Annotated in this window: 15 protein-coding genes; 5 read left to right on the forward strand and 10 right to left on the reverse strand. The window is 70.3% G+C overall.

The features are described 5' to 3' along the window. Window positions 1–7: 7 nt before the first annotated feature. Complete coding sequence (locus AC1DZA_RS12735; RefSeq protein WP_476762899.1) at window positions 8–385, reverse strand: META domain-containing protein; 378 nt, start codon at window positions 383–385, stop codon at window positions 8–10. Window positions 386–439: 54 nt separating this feature from the next. After that, window positions 440–2,113: a RecQ family ATP-dependent DNA helicase gene (locus AC1DZA_RS12740; protein ID WP_476773001.1), complete on the reverse strand. Its 1,674-nt coding sequence runs from the start codon at window positions 2,111–2,113 to the stop codon at window positions 440–442. A 175-nt stretch (window positions 2,114–2,288) separates the two neighbouring features. Here AC1DZA_RS12740 and AC1DZA_RS12745 point away from each other — a divergent pair, with 175 nt between their 5' ends. Next, window positions 2,289–2,897, forward strand: coding sequence for an HdeD family acid-resistance protein (locus AC1DZA_RS12745; protein ID WP_159605501.1), 609 nt, complete (start codon window positions 2,289–2,291; stop codon window positions 2,895–2,897). Between the two features lie 82 nt (window positions 2,898–2,979). Here AC1DZA_RS12745 and AC1DZA_RS12750 read toward each other — a convergent pair whose 3' ends face one another. Beyond that, on the reverse strand, window positions 2,980–3,747 hold the full coding sequence (locus tag AC1DZA_RS12750; protein WP_476773002.1) for an SDR family oxidoreductase: 768 nt from the start codon (window positions 3,745–3,747) through the stop codon (window positions 2,980–2,982). Window positions 3,748–3,876: 129 nt separating this feature from the next. Here AC1DZA_RS12750 and AC1DZA_RS12755 point away from each other — a divergent pair, with 129 nt between their 5' ends. The 4 genes from AC1DZA_RS12755 (at window position 3,877) to AC1DZA_RS12770 (ending at window position 6,526) form a co-directional block, all read left to right on the forward strand. Further along, a complete protein-coding gene (locus AC1DZA_RS12755; protein ID WP_159605505.1) occupies window positions 3,877–4,350 on the forward strand; it encodes an NfeD family protein in 474 nt (157 codons plus the stop codon). Then, the gene (locus AC1DZA_RS12760) at window positions 4,347–5,318 is read left to right on the forward strand and encodes an SPFH domain-containing protein (protein ID WP_476762903.1); all 972 of its coding nucleotides are present in this window, start codon (window positions 4,347–4,349) and stop codon (window positions 5,316–5,318) included. Before AC1DZA_RS12755 ends, AC1DZA_RS12760 begins: the two co-directional genes overlap by 4 nt. Window positions 5,319–5,321: 3 nt before the next feature. Further along, a complete protein-coding gene (locus AC1DZA_RS12765) occupies window positions 5,322–6,074 on the forward strand; it encodes a glycerophosphodiester phosphodiesterase family protein (RefSeq protein WP_476773003.1) in 753 nt (250 codons plus the stop codon). A gap of 86 nt (window positions 6,075–6,160) precedes the next feature. Beyond that, window positions 6,161–6,526, forward strand: a complete 366-nt coding sequence (locus tag AC1DZA_RS12770; protein WP_159604868.1) for an RNA polymerase-binding protein RbpA — start codon at window positions 6,161–6,163, stop codon at window positions 6,524–6,526. 23 nt (window positions 6,527–6,549) lie between these two features. Here the strand turns inward: AC1DZA_RS12770 and lnt are convergent, their stop codons facing one another. The 7 genes from lnt to AC1DZA_RS12805 form a co-directional block, all read right to left on the reverse strand. Further along, a complete protein-coding gene (lnt, locus tag AC1DZA_RS12775) occupies window positions 6,550–8,145 on the reverse strand; it encodes an apolipoprotein N-acyltransferase (protein WP_476773004.1) in 1,596 nt (531 codons plus the stop codon). Between the two features lie 33 nt (window positions 8,146–8,178). Next, window positions 8,179–10,608 carry a DEAD/DEAH box helicase gene (locus AC1DZA_RS12780; RefSeq protein WP_476761565.1) on the reverse strand — a complete coding sequence of 810 codons (2,430 nt, stop codon included), beginning with the start codon at window positions 10,606–10,608 and terminating at the stop codon, window positions 8,179–8,181. A gap of 12 nt (window positions 10,609–10,620) precedes the next feature. Further along, complete coding sequence (tatC, locus tag AC1DZA_RS12785; RefSeq protein WP_476761564.1) at window positions 10,621–11,439, reverse strand: twin-arginine translocase subunit TatC; 819 nt, start codon at window positions 11,437–11,439, stop codon at window positions 10,621–10,623. A 4-nt stretch (window positions 11,440–11,443) separates the two neighbouring features. After that, the gene (gene tatA, locus AC1DZA_RS12790; protein WP_309978576.1) at window positions 11,444–11,722 is read right to left on the reverse strand and encodes a Sec-independent protein translocase subunit TatA; all 279 of its coding nucleotides are present in this window, start codon (window positions 11,720–11,722) and stop codon (window positions 11,444–11,446) included. 72 nt (window positions 11,723–11,794) lie between these two features. Continuing rightward, window positions 11,795–12,829, reverse strand: a complete 1,035-nt coding sequence (locus AC1DZA_RS12795; RefSeq protein ID WP_476773005.1) for a helix-turn-helix transcriptional regulator — start codon at window positions 12,827–12,829, stop codon at window positions 11,795–11,797. Beyond that, a complete protein-coding gene (locus AC1DZA_RS12800; protein WP_476761562.1) occupies window positions 12,829–13,848 on the reverse strand; it encodes a helix-turn-helix transcriptional regulator in 1,020 nt (339 codons plus the stop codon). Before AC1DZA_RS12800 ends, AC1DZA_RS12795 begins: the two co-directional genes overlap by 1 nt. Before the next feature lie 49 nt (window positions 13,849–13,897). After that, window positions 13,898–14,872 carry an FKBP-type peptidyl-prolyl cis-trans isomerase gene (locus AC1DZA_RS12805; RefSeq protein WP_476761561.1) on the reverse strand — a complete coding sequence of 325 codons (975 nt, stop codon included), beginning with the start codon at window positions 14,870–14,872 and terminating at the stop codon, window positions 13,898–13,900. Between the last annotated feature and the right edge of the window lie 33 nt (window positions 14,873–14,905).

A 14,905-nucleotide genomic window follows, 5' to 3' on the forward strand; every position in this document is an offset into this window, starting at 1 on the left:
CTCGGGGTCAGTCGGCGCGTTCGAGCTGACCGATCTCCGCGCCGTCAGCACCTTCGACGGTCATGGTCGAACCCGAGATGGTGGCCTGGCTGAGTCCGGCGAGCCACGTGTCGACGTCCTCGCAGGCCTTCTGCGTCGAGGCCACCGAGCCGAAGTACACGATGTCGTCGTCTTCGACCTTCCATTCGCCCGAGAGCTGGTTGCAGCCGTCCGTGCCGGTCAGCTTCCCACCCTCATCGAGGGTCAGCGACGGGGCATCCGCACCGCTTGATTCGGACCACGTGCCGACGGCATCGACGGAGTCGTCACCCGAGGCCGCGCACCCCGTGAGCGCGAGGGCGGACAACACCATGAATGCGGCGAGAGTCGCTCGTTTCCCAGACATGCTCGCAGCATAGCCCGCAGCCCTCGCGTGGCGGCAGATGCCCGCGGGCGGAAGTCACGCCGGCCGGAGCAGGCCGTCTGCTTCGATCGCCGACCGCGAGAGCACGCGATATCCCTCCTCCTCGAAGAACACGGTGATGCGGTCGGGTTCGATGCTCATCACCCGGCCCTCGCCCCATGACGTGTGACGCACCTGCTGGTCCAGCGCGAACGACGCAGTGGCATCGGTGGCGTCGTCGGCGTCGGCCTGCTCCTCATACGCGGTGCCGCGGTCGCACGTGTCGCAGTTCCCGCACGGTGCGACCGCCTCCGCGCCGAAGTACTCGAGGATGACGGCGCGGCGGCAGCGGGTCGTCTCGGCGTAGGCACGGACCATGGCGCGCCGCGACTCGTCGATCCGGCTCCGTCGCTCGACGAGGTCGTCGACGATCTCCCGCGCCCGTTCCGGGGTGAGCGAACCGCGCGCGGCCACGCCACCGCGACCGGATCGGGCCGCGCCGCCCTCGACCAGCATGTTCACGATCGTGGTGACGGCGCGCAGGGGCAGTCGGAGCTCATCGGCCAGCGCGCGTACCTCGACGGGCCGGGGCGCTGCCGCGAGGGCTGCGGCGACGGATGCCACGCGTTCCGCCCTCGGCCTGCCCGACGCGAAGTACGCCCGCAGGCCGAGATCCTCCGGCCGGTAGTGCAGCACGGCGGATGCCGGTCGCCCGTCGCGCCCGGAGCGACCGACCTCCTGGTAGTAGGCGTCCAGCGACTCGGTGATGGCCGCGTGCACCACGAACCGCACGTTCGGCTTGTCGACGCCCATCCCGAACGCGCTCGTCGCGACCACGACGTCGAAGCCCGACGGGCCGTCGGCGAGGAACGCCTCGTGCACCTCCTGTCGCGCCCGCGCGGCCATCCCGCCGTGGTACGCCGCCGTGCGCAGCCCCTCCTCGCGGAGGCGGTCGGCCAGCCGCTCGGTGTCCTTGCGCGTGGCGACGTAGAGCAGGCCGGGCTTCTCGGCCGTGACCACGGACCGCAGGACGGCCTCCTCCTTCTCGCGCGCCTGCTCGTGGCGCTCCACCGCGAGGTGGATGCCGGGGCGATCGAAGCCGCCGACCAGGATGCGCGGCTCGCGCATGCCCAGCCGCTCGACGATCTCCTCGCGGACCGGCGCGGAGCCGGTCGCCGTCAGCCCCAGCACGCGGGGGTGGCCGAGCGCCCGGATCACCGCGCCGAGGCCGAGGTAGTCGGGCCTGAAGTCGTGTCCCCATGACGAGACGCAGTGCGCCTCGTCGATCACCACGAGCGACACGCCCGCATCGGCGAGCGAGGCGACGACCTCGGGCTTCGCCAGCTGCTCGGGAGCGAGGAAGAGGAACTCGGCCTCGCCGTTGCGCACCGCCTCCCACGCGTCGGCGTTCGCGCCCGCGGCCCGGCTGGAGTTCACCGCGACGGCCTCGCCCTCGCCCTCGGCTTCGGTGATCTGGCGGACCTGGTCGACCTGCAGCGCGATGAGCGGCGACACGATGAGCGTCGGCCCGTCGAGCAGGTGCGCCGCCACCTGGTAGATGGCCGACTTGCCATAGCCGGTCGGCATCACGGCCAGCACGTCGCGCCCAGCGACGACCGCCTCGATGGCCTCGGCCTGACCCGGCTTCAGCCCGCTCCATCCGTAGACCGTGGACGCGACCGCGTCCATCCGCTGCCGGAGTTCCACCATGTCGACGTCGATCCCGTTCATCGGACTCATCGCACCACATGCGGCGCGCGCCCGCGGCATCCATCCACACCCCTTGACACCGGGACGCACTGCGACGCGCGACGACGCGCGCGTTCACATCCGACGCACAGCGGGCGTCGAGGAATAGCCTGACCCCAGCAACGCACCTCGACGTCGCCCTCAGAAAGGACAGTTCATGTCTTCGCCACAGTCCAATACGGTCTTCGCCGCGTTCTCGCTGGATTCAGCCGAGCTGTCGAAGTCCGCGATCAACACGGTGCGCACGGCGCTCGGCGTCAGCGGCGCCGTCGCCCTCATCGTCGGCATCCTGATCACGTTCTGGCCGAAGAACTCGCTGCTCGTGATCACGGTGATCCTCGGCATCTACTTCATCATCGCCGGCATCGCCTACGCGGGCCTCGGCATCTTCTCGAAGGGGATCTCCGGGGGCGCGAGAGCGCTCGACATCATCCTCGGCGTGCTCTTCGTCATCGGCGGCGTCATCGCGCTCGCCAACGTGCAGGCCACGGCCGAGGTGCTCGCCGTGTTCTTCGGCATCCTCATCGGAATCCTGTGGATCGTCGAGGGCATCGTCACCCTCGTGCAGTCGGGCGATGCCCCGTCGCGCGGCTGGGCGATCTTCTTCGGCATCCTCAGCGTGGTCGCCGGCATCGTGCTGCTCTTCTCGCCGCTGTGGGGCGCGATCGTGCTCTTCATCATCGCGGGCATCAGCCTGATCGTGCTCGGCATCGTGCAGATCGTGCGCGCGTTCACGTTCGGCCGCGGCGCCACGGCTGCCGCGTAGCATCCGGCGCACCTGCCGACGACGAAGGCCGGTCCGAAGCGTTCAGCGCTTCGCGACCGGCCTTCGCGTGTGCAGGGGCGACTCAGTCTTCGCGGACGAAGCCCGACGTGTCGCCGACGTACCGGGTGTGCTCCGCGGGGATCGGATCGACGGCGGCCGCGGCCACCTCGGCGGCGAACTCGGACACGTTGTACAGGCGACCGGCGTCCTCCTTGCGCGCCGCGATGGCGCCGGGGTTCGCCCGCTCGAGCAGCGTCGCCGTGATCGTGCCCTCGATCATGTCGCCCGACACGACCACGAACTCCACGCCGGATGCCTCGAACTCGGGCAGCTTCGCCCGCAGGGCGTCCTCGCCTGCGCGCTTCGAGAGGGCGACGGGCTCGTACTCGGGCATGGTGGGGGTCGTGCGGATGAAGTGGGCCTGGTGGCTCGTGACGAAGACCACACGGGCCCCCTCGGCGAGGTGGGACCGCGCGCCCTCGACGACGTTGACCTGTGCGTCGCGGTTCAGGCGCATGGCGTAGTCCTCACCCATGCCCGTCTCCATGCCGCCGGAGGCATTCAGCACCAGGATGTCGATCGGGCCGAGCTCGGTGACGGTGCGCTCGAACATCGCCGCCACCGAGGCGGGGTCGGTGAGGTCGGCGCCGACCGCGATCGCCCGACCACCGGCATCCGTGATCTCGGCGACGAGCTTCTCGGCACGCGGCGCCTTGCTGCGGTAGTTCACGACCACGGCCGCGCCCGCGCCCGCGAGATAGCGGGCGGTGTCGGCCCCGATGCCGCGCGAGGACCCCGTGACGAGGGCGACGCGACCGTCGAGTGATCCGGGGGCGAGTGGGTTGGTCACGGCGGAACTCCTCGTGGCTCTTGGAACGGACTCTCAGGTCCTGGCGATGCGCCGAACCGAGACTATCAACTCCCCCGCGGCGGCATCCGCCCTGATAGTTTCGAAGGGGGCGCGTGCGAAGGAGACCGAATGGATGTGCTGACCCAGTACGCGTGGATCGTCTGGCTGGTGCTCATCCTCGTCTTCGCGACGATCGAGGTCTTCACGCTCGAGATGACGTTCCTCATGCTCGCGCTCGGCAGCGTCGCGGGCCTGCTGTCCGGCCTCTTCGGCATCCCGTGGTGGGCGCAGTTCATCATCGCCGCCGTCGTGGCGGTGGCGCTCATCCTGACCCTGCGGCCACCGCTCCTGCGCATGCTGCGTCGGGGCGGCGACCCGGCCCGGAGCAACATCGACGCCCTCATCGGCGCCGAGGGCAGCGTCGTGCGCACCCTGGGCCCCGCGGGCGGACAGGTGCGGTTGCAGAACGGGGAGACCTGGACGGCGCGGCTCTCCCCCATCACCGAGCAGGCCGACGTGGCGGTCGGCGAGCGCGTGCTCGTCACCGGTATCGATGGCGCGACGGCCGTCGTCGTGCCCGTTGAGAGGAGCACCCCGCAGTGAACGGAATCGAGGTGAGCTCGATCATCGGCGTGGTGATCGTCGCCGCCATCACCATCTTCGTCATCGTGGTGCTCGCCCGGTCGATCCGCATCATCCCGCAGGCGTATTCGGGCGTCGTCGAACGGCTCGGTCGCTACCACAAGACGCTCATGCCGGGCCTGAACATCCTGATCCCCTTCATCGACCGGCTCCGGCCGCTCGTCGACATGCGCGAGACGGTCGTGTCCTTCCCTCCGCAGCCCGTGATCACCGAGGACAACCTCGTCGTTTCGATCGACACCGTCGTGTACTTCCAGGTCACGGATGCCAGGGCGGCGACCTACGAGATCGCGAACTACCTCGGGGCGGTCGAGCAGCTCACCACCACCACCCTCCGCAACGTCGTCGGCGGCCTCAACCTCGAGGAGGCGCTCACCAGCCGAGACAACATCAACGGACAGCTCAGGGTCGTGCTCGACGAGGCGACCGGCAAGTGGGGCATCCGCGTCTCCCGCGTCGAGTTGAAGGCGATCGACCCGCCCCATTCCATCCAGGACTCGATGGAGAAGCAGATGCGCGCCGAGCGCGATCGTCGTGCGCTCATCCTCACCGCGGAGGGCACGAAGCAGTCGCAGATCCTCACCGCGGAGGGCGCGCGCCAGGCCGCGATCCTGCAGGCCGAGGGCGATGCCAAGGCCGCCGTCCTCCGTGCGCAGGGCGAGGCGGAGGCGATCCTCACCGTCTTCGACGCCATCCACAAGGGCGACCCCGACCCCAAGCTGTTGGGCTACCAGTACCTGCAGATGCTGCCGCAACTGGCCGAGGGGCCGGCCAACAAGCTCTGGATCGTCCCGAGCGAGCTCACCGAGGCGTTGAAGGGCATCGGCAAGGCCTTCACTCCCCCGGCCGCTCCCTCGACGGATGCCACGAGCGCGACGCCGGTCGACGGCGCACCGTCGACCGGCGAACCGCCCGCCGCCCGTCCCTGACCCGTGGCCTCGACCTACTTCGACCCGCCTGGGCCGCGCGTGCTCGCGCACCGGGGACTCGCGATCGATGTGCCCGAGAACTCACTCCTCGCCTTCGGCAAGGCCGCCGAGGCCGGCGCCGCCTATGTCGAGACCGACGTGCACGTGTCGTTCGACGGCGTGGCGGTGATCGCACACGACCCCACGTTGAAGCGCGTCGCCGGACGGGACGTGCCGGTCGCGAAGCTGACCATGGGCGAGTTGCGCCGGATCGACCTCGGACACGGGCAGGGCTTCTGCTCGCTCGAAGAGGCGCTCGACGCCTTCCGCGACGTGCGGTTCAACATCGACGTCAAGGCGGAGGGTGCGGTGCCCGCCACGGTCGCCGCCGTGCGCCGCACGACGGCCGCACGGCGCGTCCTGCTCACGAGCTTCTCCGATGCGCGCCGACGCAGACTCGGTGCGCTGGTGCCCGAGGCGGTCACCTCGGCCGGACGGGAGGGGGTCGTCCGCGCGCTCCGGGCCTCGTACTCGACGGCGGTCGCCTTCCGCCGTGCCCTGCGCGGAGCGATCGCCCTGCAGGTGCCCGAAGGGCTCGGTGGAGTGCGGATCGTCACGCCCCGCTTCGTCGATCGTGCGCATGCGGCCGGCGTCGAGGTGCACGTCTGGACGGTCAACGAACCGGAACGGATGACGCGTCTCCTCGACCTCGGCGTGGACGGACTCGTCACCGATCGCGCCGACCTCGCCGTTCCGCTCGTCGCCGCACGAATCTGAGAATTCCCCGGCAATCACCCAGCCGCTGGAAGGGGAATGCCCAGCTTGATCGTTTATACCTGTAGACGATCGAGAGGAGTTACGCCATGGCGGACCGGAGCCTTCGGGGCATGCGAATCGGCGCGCAGAGCCTGCAGAGCGAGGACGGCGTGATCTTCGCCGACCGCGCCGATTACACCTACCGTTGCGAGACGTGCGGCCGCGAGACGGTCATGACGTTCTCCACCGAGGCAGAGCTTCCCGAGACGTGGGAGTGCAAGTACTGCGGCGCTGGGGCGACCCTGCTCGTCGACTCCAAGCCGGTCGAGATCGACCGCTCCGGCGAGAAGGTCGCGCGTACCCACTGGGACATGCTCCTCGAGCGTCGTACCCGTGCCGAGCTCGAGGAGCTCCTCGAGGAGCGACTCGCCTTCCTGCGCGCCCGTCGCGGCCAGCAGAAGATCGGCGCCTGAACCGGCTGACGCGTCTCCACGCTTCAGCGAGCGTCTGCGACCCGAGCATCGTGCGTTCGGGTCGCGTCGCCGTTCTCGGACGACCGACGGTCGCCAGGTGATCGGCGTCGCGCCATGATCCCCGCCGCGACCAGTCCGGCCAGGGACCCGAAGACGATGACCGCCGGAACGGCGGCTCCGAGCATCACCGACGGCGTCAGGCCCGTTCGCAGCGCGACATCCGTCACCATCGCACCCGGCTCGTAGGCGGGGAGGGCGTCGATCGTGCGCCCGCTCGGGTCGATGACCTGGCTGGTGCCGACCGTGGAGATGTTGACGACGGAGCGACCCGTCTCGATCGCCCGCAGCCGCGCGATCGCGAGCTGCTGCTCGTTCTCGTCGGTGCCACGGAAGTCGGCATTGTTCGTCTGGAACATGTAGAGCTCGGCGCCATCTCGCGCGCCCTCCCAGATGACGTCGTCGTAGATCACGTCGAAGCAGATGGCCAGGCCGGTGACCGCGTCGCCGAGGTCGAAGACCGGCGGGTTGGTGCCCGGGGTGTAGCCGCGCTGGATGAGCCCGATGAGGTCGGGGGCGAAGGGCTCCCAGAAGGCGCGATCGGGGATGTACTCGCCGAACGGCACGGGATGCCGCTTGTCGTAGCTGTCGACAGCACCCTCGCCGACTCGCCAGAGCAGCGACGTGTTGAAGTACTCATCGTCGCGCGTCGTGACGGTGTTGAGCACGAGCGGGGCGTCGAGCTGCTCGCTGAGGTCGTCGAAGACCGCGGCGGTCTCGGCACTGCGGAGCGGGTCGATGTCGGAGCCGCCCTCGGGCCAGAGCAGCACGTCGATGTCGGGCTCGTCGAGGATCGGCTCGGTCGCTTCCAGCTGAGCCCGGAGGACGTCGCCGGGGGCGCGCTCGTCGAAGTAGCCGGCCGGGCCGTTGCCCTGCACGCTCGCGACACGCAGTTCGCCCGCCCCGGTGGTCGTCCAGGCAGGCAGCACCATGGCCACCAGCAGCACCGCGGCGACCGGGATGGCCGTGCGGACGTCCTGCCATCCCCGCAGGCGCACCCACTCGATGACGCCGGCGACGATCGCCACCATCACGAATCCGAGACCGGTCGAACCGACCCACGAGACGACCTCGGCGAACGGGCTCTGCGACTGGCTGAGCGCCGCACGGCCCCACGGGAAGCCGCCGTACGGGATGGTGCCGGTGGCCGCCTCGCGCACGCACCAGAGCCCGGCGACGAGCAGCGGCAGCCACACGAGACGCGCCCAGCGCGACGAGCTTGCTCTGGGCACCCAGCGGTAGGCCAGGGCGATGAGCACGCCGCCACCGGCCACGAACAGCGATTCGAGGATCGACAGCGCCAGCCATGGGACCGGACCGAGGTACAGGGCCGTCCACGACACCTGCTGCAGGTAGAAGGCGAGTCCGAACGCGAGCCCCACGAGGGCCGCCGACCAGGCGCTCCGGCCGATCAGGCTGACCAGCGCGAGCCCGATGCCGACGAACGCGAGCGGCCAGATGCTCGCCCCGGGGAAGCCCAGGTCGTAGACGAGTCCGCCGGCGATGGAGGCGAGCACCGCGACCCACGGCGGCAGCAGCGGGCGGGCGTCGGTCTCGGGCACCAGATCAGCCTAGGCGACGTGAACGACGGGGACTCACGCCACCGAGCCGTAGGCGACGACGCCCCGGCGCACCGCATCGATCGCCGCGCGCGCGGTCGCCCCGAGCTCGGCGTCCGCCACGATCGACACCTGGTCGAGCAGGTCGACCACCTGCTTCGTCAGGCGGACGAAGTCGCCCGCGGCCAGGTCGGTGTCGGCCAGCACGAACCCGAGGTCGGCGCCGCTGGCCCAGGCGTGCATCGCCGTCGCCAAGGCGGGCGAGGGAACCTCGCTGCCCGACAGGCGGTGGTCGCGCTCGAGGTCGTCGAGCTCGCTCCACACATCGGTGGTGCGGTCGAACGCGTCCCGGAAGCGGCCCCGCGGCAGGCGGAACTGCTCGCCGCGGTCATCCCGCCGCGGTTCGTACACGAGCGACGCCGCCATCGCCGCGAGCGAGGGCACGTCGAGGCCGTCCCACAGCCCCTGACGCAGGCATTCGGCGACCAGCAGGTCGCGTTCGCCGTAGATCCGCTTCAGGATGCGGCCCGCCGACGTCGAGACCAGCGATCCGTTCGGGTCGCGCTCGAGGTATCCGAGTTGCTCGAGCACCTCGGCGACGCGGTCGAATCGCTTGGCGACCTGGCCCGTGCGCGTGCGGATCTGGCGGGAGAGCTGGTCGTGCTCCTGCTTGAGCCGCCACCAGCGCTCGGCCCACCGGGCATGCTGCTCCCGTTCGGCGCAACCGTGGCACGGATGCGCGCGCATGGCCTTGCGCGCGTCGCCGAGCTCGCGCTGCATCCGCTCGCGCTGGGCGTGCGTCGGGTTGCCCTTCGACGTCTGCCGCTCGAGCTCGCCGATGCGTCGGCGGATGGCCGCGTACTCGCCGAAGTCGCCGAGGTGGCAGCGCATGGCCTCCTCGAAGCCGGCCATCGACTCCTCCTGCTTGCGGAGGGTGCGGGCCAGGTCGACCACCGCGCGGTCGGCCTGGAACTGTGCGAACGACAGTTCGAGGATCTGGCGGGTTCGCTCGCGCCCGAACTGGTCGACGAGGTTCACGGCCATGTTGTAGGTGGGCTTGAAGCTCGAGTTCAGCGGGTAGCTTCGACGCGACGCCAGCGAGGCGACGGCCTCGGGGTCGAGTCCGTCGACCCACTGGATCACCGAGTGCCCCTCGACGTCGATGCCGCGGCGCCCGGCCCGGCCGGTGAGCTGCGTGTACTCCCCCGGCGTGATCGGCACCCGGGCCTCGCCGTTGAACTTCTCCAGCTTCTCGAGCACCACCGAACGCGCGGGCATGTTCACCCCGAGTGCGAGGGTCTCGGTGGCGAAGACCACCTTGAGCAGCTTGAGCTGGAACAGCTCCTCGACGATCTCCTTGAACGCCGGCAGCATGCCGGCGTGGTGGGCGGCGACGCCGCGCTGGAGCCCCTCGAGCCATTCCCAGTAGCCGAGCACCGCGAGGTCCTCGTCGCGGAGCATCCGCGCCCGCTCCTCGACGATCGAGCGGATCTCGTCGCGTTCGGCGGAATCGGTGAGCCGGATGCCGGAGCGGAGCACCTGGCGCACCGCCTGGTCGCAGCCGACCCGGGAGAAGATGAACACGATGGCGGGAAGCAGGTGCTTGCCGTGCAGCAGCTCGATCACCTCGGGGCGGTCGGCTCGGCCGCTGCCCGCAGCCGGCTGGTGGTACCGACCGCGATCGCCACCCCGCCGTCCGCGAGCGGAGCGCGTCGAGATCGACCGGCCGCCGCTGCGCGCGAGGCGCTGGAGCTCGGGGTTCACGCGATTCGTGGCGGCCTGACCCGAGGAGTCGAAGAGGTCGAGGAGCTTCGCCTTCACGAGCACGTGCTGCTCGAGCGGCACCGGCCGATCCTCGGAGACGATCACGTCGGTGTCGCCCCGGACGGCCTGCAGCCAGTCGCCGAACTCCTCGGCGTTGGACACGGTCGCCGACAGGGACACGAGCCGCACCGCCTCGGGGAGGTGGATGATGACCTCCTCCCACACGGCGCCGCGGAACCGGTCGGCCAGGTAGTGCACCTCATCCATGACGACGTAGGCGAGGTGGTCGAGCAGCGGCGAGTCGGCGTACAGCATGTTGCGCAGCACCTCGGTCGTCATCACCACGATGCGCGCGCCCGAATTGACGTTCGTGTCGCCCGTCAGCAGGCCCACCTGGTCGGCGCCCCACTCGTCGCTCAGCTCCTGGAACTTCTGGTTGCTCAGCGCCTTGATGGGCGTGGTGTAGAACACCTTCGCACCGGGCTCCTGCATGGCCAGGAACACGGCGAACTCGGCGACGACCGTCTTGCCCGCACCGGTCGGCGCCGCGACGAGCACGCTGCGCCCTTCATCGAGCGCACCGCACGATGCGCGCTGGAACGGGTCGAGGTCGAATCGGAGCCTGGCGGCGAACTCGGCGAGTCGTGGTTTCCGGCGCTGGTCGCGGGAGATCGCATACCGTTCGGCCGGGGAGAGGCTCATCACCCCTCCAGCCTAGACAGCCGCTCCGAACTCGAGGCGGTTGCGGCGCTCGACACGGCGATCGTGCAGGTGCGCGATGAACCAGGCCGCGAAGTAGAGCGCCACCATCGGGATCGCGAGCAGGAACATCGAGACGATGTCCGCCGAGGGCGTGGCGATCGCAGTGAAGAGCACGATGACGAGGATCGCCACCCGCCACGACTTGATGATGGATGCCGCGCTGATGACCCCGGCGAAGTTCAGGAGCACGATGAACACCGGCACCACGAACGCGATGCCGATCGCGACGACGAGCTTCAGCACGAAGTCGATGTACTCCTTCGCCGTGAGCAGCGTCTCACCGCCCTCGGGGACGAAGCTCGTCATGATCTTCACGATGTTCGGCAGCACGAACCATCCGGCGGCGCAGCCGGCGAAGAACAGCGGGATCGCCGTGGCGAAGAACCCGAACGTGAACCGGCGCTCGCGGGTGTTCAGCCCCGGCACGAGGAACGCGAAGATCTGGTAGAGCCACACCGGGCTCGAGATGACGATGCCCAGCGTGAACGAGATCTGGAGCATCAGGTCGAACGAGCTCGAGATCGTCGGGAAGATGATCGCCATCTCGCTCGTGTTGCCCTGCGCGTCTGCGAGGCGGAGGACCGGCTCCTGGAGGGCGTTCCACACGAACGCGTCGGTGAGCCACCACCCGATCGCGGCGCCGACCACGATCGCGAGGGCGGAGATGAACAGTCGCTTGCGCAGCTCGATGAGGTGCGCGCCGAGCGACATCCGCTTCTCGCGGTTCTTCTCCTCGCGGTCCTTCTCCCCGCGATCCTTCACCGCGGACATGAAGTCAGCGACTCGAGCCGGAATCGGCCTCGTCGGGCTTGCGCGTCACGACGGTGGCGTCAGGCGCAGCGGTGTTCGCTGCCGGCGCTGCGGGAGCCGCGGGCGTGCTCGCAGCCGAGTCGGCCGCGGCGGGCTCGTCCTTGTCGGAGCGCACCTCGCTCTTGAGGATCTTCATCGACTGTCCGAGGCTGCGGGCGAGTGCCGGGAGCTTGGGGGCGCCGAAGAGCAGCAGGATGACCACGAGGATGATCAGCGCGTGCCAACCGGTGAAGCCTTGCCACATGGGTGTTCGTCCGTTCTCGGGAGGATCGTGACGACAGTCTACCTGCCGCCGGGGAACGCCGCCTGAAGTCGGTCAGGAGCCGTCGGAGTCGGGCGCCCCTGGCCGCTCTGCCGGATCCACGCTCTGCTCGGAGTCCGGCGTCGGATAGCCAGCGAGGCCCGCCGCCGCCCACTCGGCCACGGCCGCACGCGCCTCGGCCGGCGCGACGACCGTGACGAGCCCCGGCAGCCCCGCGACGAGGCGCTTGAGCCCGTGCACATGGGCCAGCCGCAGGGTGACCCGCAACCTGCCGTCGACCTCGCGGGCGCTCGCGTCGGCGAGGTAGTCGGCGAGCAGCGGCAGCGTGGCCGGCGACACGTCGACCACGACGTCGAGGTCGGAGTCGGAACCCTGGAAGAGCGTGTCGGGGACCGCGCGGTCGGAGTGGTCGCCGATCGGCTCGTCGGTCAGCAGCAGGTCGCTCATGCGGTCGACGCGGAAGTTGCGCACGTCCTCCCGCGTATGGCAGTACGCCTGCAGGTACCAGTCCGCGTCCTGCGAGATGATGCGCAGCGGATCCGCGCGACGGCGGCCGCGCTCGCCACGCGCGTTCAGGTAGTCGAACTCGAGCTGCCGTCCCTCGGCCACCGCCTCGCGGATGAGCGCCAGCGACGCGTCGGCCTCGGTCTCGGCGACCGCGAGCCGGCTGGGGGCTGCGGAGGCTCCGGCGGCGAGCTTCGCGCGGAGGGAGGCCAGCGAGGCGCTGCCCGCCCCCTCCGGCGCCGCGGAGAGGTACTGGAGGCCGGCCATGAGCGCCGCAGCCTCGCGCGCTGAGAGCCGCGGTGCGTCGTCGATCGCCACGTGATGCACGATCACGATCACGTCGTCGTCCTCGAAGGAGTCCCAGTCGATGTCGAAGAGGTCGTTCGGCTGGTAGGTGCCCGTGGAGCCGGGAAGGCCCGACGTGGCGATGAGGCGCACGGCGTCGCGGATCTCCGCCTCGGTCATGCCGAAGTGCGTCGCGGCCTCGGCGACGTCGACGACGCGCCGCTCGAGCAGGTAGGGCACGAACGAGAGCAGGAACACGAGCTTGTCGGGTGCCTTCAGCGGCTTGCTGCGCGCAGCCATCATGACGCTCCTCCGTCGCGGTGGGCGGCGGCGACGGCGGCGAGGCGATCGCGCACCTCGTCGCGCAGTGAGGCCGGGGCGATCACCCGGACCTCGGGGCCGTAGGCCGCCAGCTCATCGGCGAACACCGCGGCATCCGTGTAGTGCAACCGGATCACGCCGGCGTCCTCGTCGCGCAGCACGGCCCGCTTGCCCAGCCGGACCTCCGCGTCACTGCCCGCCGTGACGGCGAGGTCTGCGGCGTTGCCGAGCCGCACCTCGTCGAGCTCGGCCAGGATGCGGTCCTGGATGTCGGGCGGCGGTGCGTCGAAGGTTCGCCCGGGCAGCGGCTCGACGCCGCCGACGATGCGCGAGAGCAGGAAGGTGCGGGGTGCCCGGGCATCGTGGTCGTAGGCGTGCAGGTGCCAGCGCCCCTCGTGGAGCACCACGGCCAGGGGGTCGACCGTGCGCTCGCTCGGAGCGCCCTCGCCGGGCTTGAAGTAGCGGAACCGCACCGTCTGCCGCCGGTCGAGCGCCTGCCGAAGCGGCTCGAACGCCGCGTCGCGCACGCGGAGTCGCGGGGCGTAGCCGATGACGGGCTCGCGGGGCTCGATGCCGAGCGACCGCAGCTTGGTGAGCGCCCGCTGCGAGTCGGCGGAGAGTGACGCCTCGCGCCACACCTCGGCCGCGAGGCCGAGCAGTGCCAGCTCGTCGGGGGTGAACCGCACCTCTTCGGGAAGGTCGTACCGGCCCTTCGGGATGCGATAGCGCAGCGCCTGGTTGTCGCCCGGCCGGTCGGGAGACTCGACCGTCTCGAGCGGGATGCCGAGCTCTCGGATGTCGTCCTTGTCGCGCTCGAACTGGCGCTCGAGGTTGGCGTTCTGCCCGGACTCGTCGTAGCGCTCGGCGTAGCCGCGCACCGACGACAGGATCTCGGACTTCAGCAGGCCCGTCTCGGTGGCGAGCAGCGCGAGCACCAGGCTGAAGAGCCGATCTTCGACCGGGATCCTCGGCTCACCCTTGCGCGATGCACCCGACACAGGAGCGATCATACTGAACCGCGGGCGGCCCTCGGCCGCGATCGCCGGGTCAGACGACACCCAGGATGTCGATGACGAAGAAGAGCGTGGAACCGGCGGGCACCTTGTCGTTGCCCTGGTCGCCGTAGCCCTGCGACGACGGCACGATGACCCCGATCTGCGAGCCCACGGTCTGGCCGATGATCGCGTTCGAGAACCCGGGGATGACCTGCGCGTCGTCGCCCGTGCTCACCACGAAGGTCTTGGGACCCGGCTGCTGGTTGCCCTCGTCCGCGGTCGTCCACGTGGAGTCGAACACGGAGTTGTCGTCCCACAGCACGCCCGTGTACTGCACGACCACGGAGTCGCCGTCTTCGACGACCTCGCCGGAGCCCTTCTTCAGCACCTCGACCGCGATCTCGTCCTTCACAGGCGGGTCGGACTTCGGCACGGTGATGCCGGGGCGGCCGTCGGGTGCGAGCACCACGGCGGGGAACCCGTCACGGGAGAGCTGGGGTGCGCCGTCGGCCCGGGACGGGAGCGCGCGCTTCACGTCGATGACGAACACGAGGCTGTCGTCGGCGCCGATGCCGATCGACTCGTTGCCCTGGTCGCCGAAGGCGTCTTCAGCTGGCACGACGACCGCGACCCGCGAGCCCTCGCTGCCGCAGGTGAGCGCCTTGCGCAGCCCCGGAAGCGTGGCGTCGGACACGGTGAGCGCGATCGGGTCCTCGTCGCCGAAGCCCGTCGGCTCCTGCACGGTCTCGCCCGTGGTGCCGTTGTAGACGGCGAGGCCGATGAGGGCCTGCTGGCCGTCTTGCAGCTTCGCGCCGTCACCCGCGATGACCTCGGTGCACTGCGTCTCGTCGGGCGCGAGCGGCGCCGGGAACTCCACCTTCGGCGCGTCGCCGAAGTCGCCCTTCACCACGACGGCGTCGGAGGACTGCCCCGAGGTCGCCTCGGGAGCTGCCGGCGCCGGCGTGCAGCCGGAGAGGGCCACGGCGACGAGGCCGGCGGTGGCGATGAGCGCGAGTGACGAGCGCACTGATCCTCGATTCATGGGGTGGGTCGCGGAGGG

Source organism: Agromyces sp. P2_B3, from assembly GCF_056404815.1.

What these genes read in the sequence shown, in the direction of transcription:
- AC1DZA_RS12735 (WP_476762899.1), bottom strand. Translation starts at nt 385, where the DNA reads ATGTCTGGGAAACGAGCGACTCTCGCCGCATTCATGGTGTTGTCCGCC.
- AC1DZA_RS12740 (WP_476773001.1), bottom strand. Translation starts at nt 2,113, where the DNA reads ATGAACGGGATCGACGTCGACATGGTGGAACTCCGGCAGCGGATGGAC.
- AC1DZA_RS12745 (WP_159605501.1), top strand. Translation starts at nt 2,289, where the DNA reads ATGTCTTCGCCACAGTCCAATACGGTCTTCGCCGCGTTCTCGCTGGAT.
- AC1DZA_RS12755 (WP_159605505.1), top strand. Translation starts at nt 3,877, where the DNA reads ATGGATGTGCTGACCCAGTACGCGTGGATCGTCTGGCTGGTGCTCATC.
- AC1DZA_RS12770 (WP_159604868.1), top strand. Translation starts at nt 6,161, where the DNA reads ATGGCGGACCGGAGCCTTCGGGGCATGCGAATCGGCGCGCAGAGCCTG.
- AC1DZA_RS12780 (WP_476761565.1), bottom strand. Translation starts at nt 10,608, where the DNA reads ATGAGCCTCTCCCCGGCCGAACGGTATGCGATCTCCCGCGACCAGCGC.
- tatC (WP_476761564.1), bottom strand. Translation starts at nt 11,439, where the DNA reads ATGTCCGCGGTGAAGGATCGCGGGGAGAAGGACCGCGAGGAGAAGAAC.
- tatA (WP_309978576.1), bottom strand. Translation starts at nt 11,722, where the DNA reads ATGTGGCAAGGCTTCACCGGTTGGCACGCGCTGATCATCCTCGTGGTC.
- AC1DZA_RS12795 (WP_476773005.1), bottom strand. Translation starts at nt 12,829, where the DNA reads ATGGCTGCGCGCAGCAAGCCGCTGAAGGCACCCGACAAGCTCGTGTTC.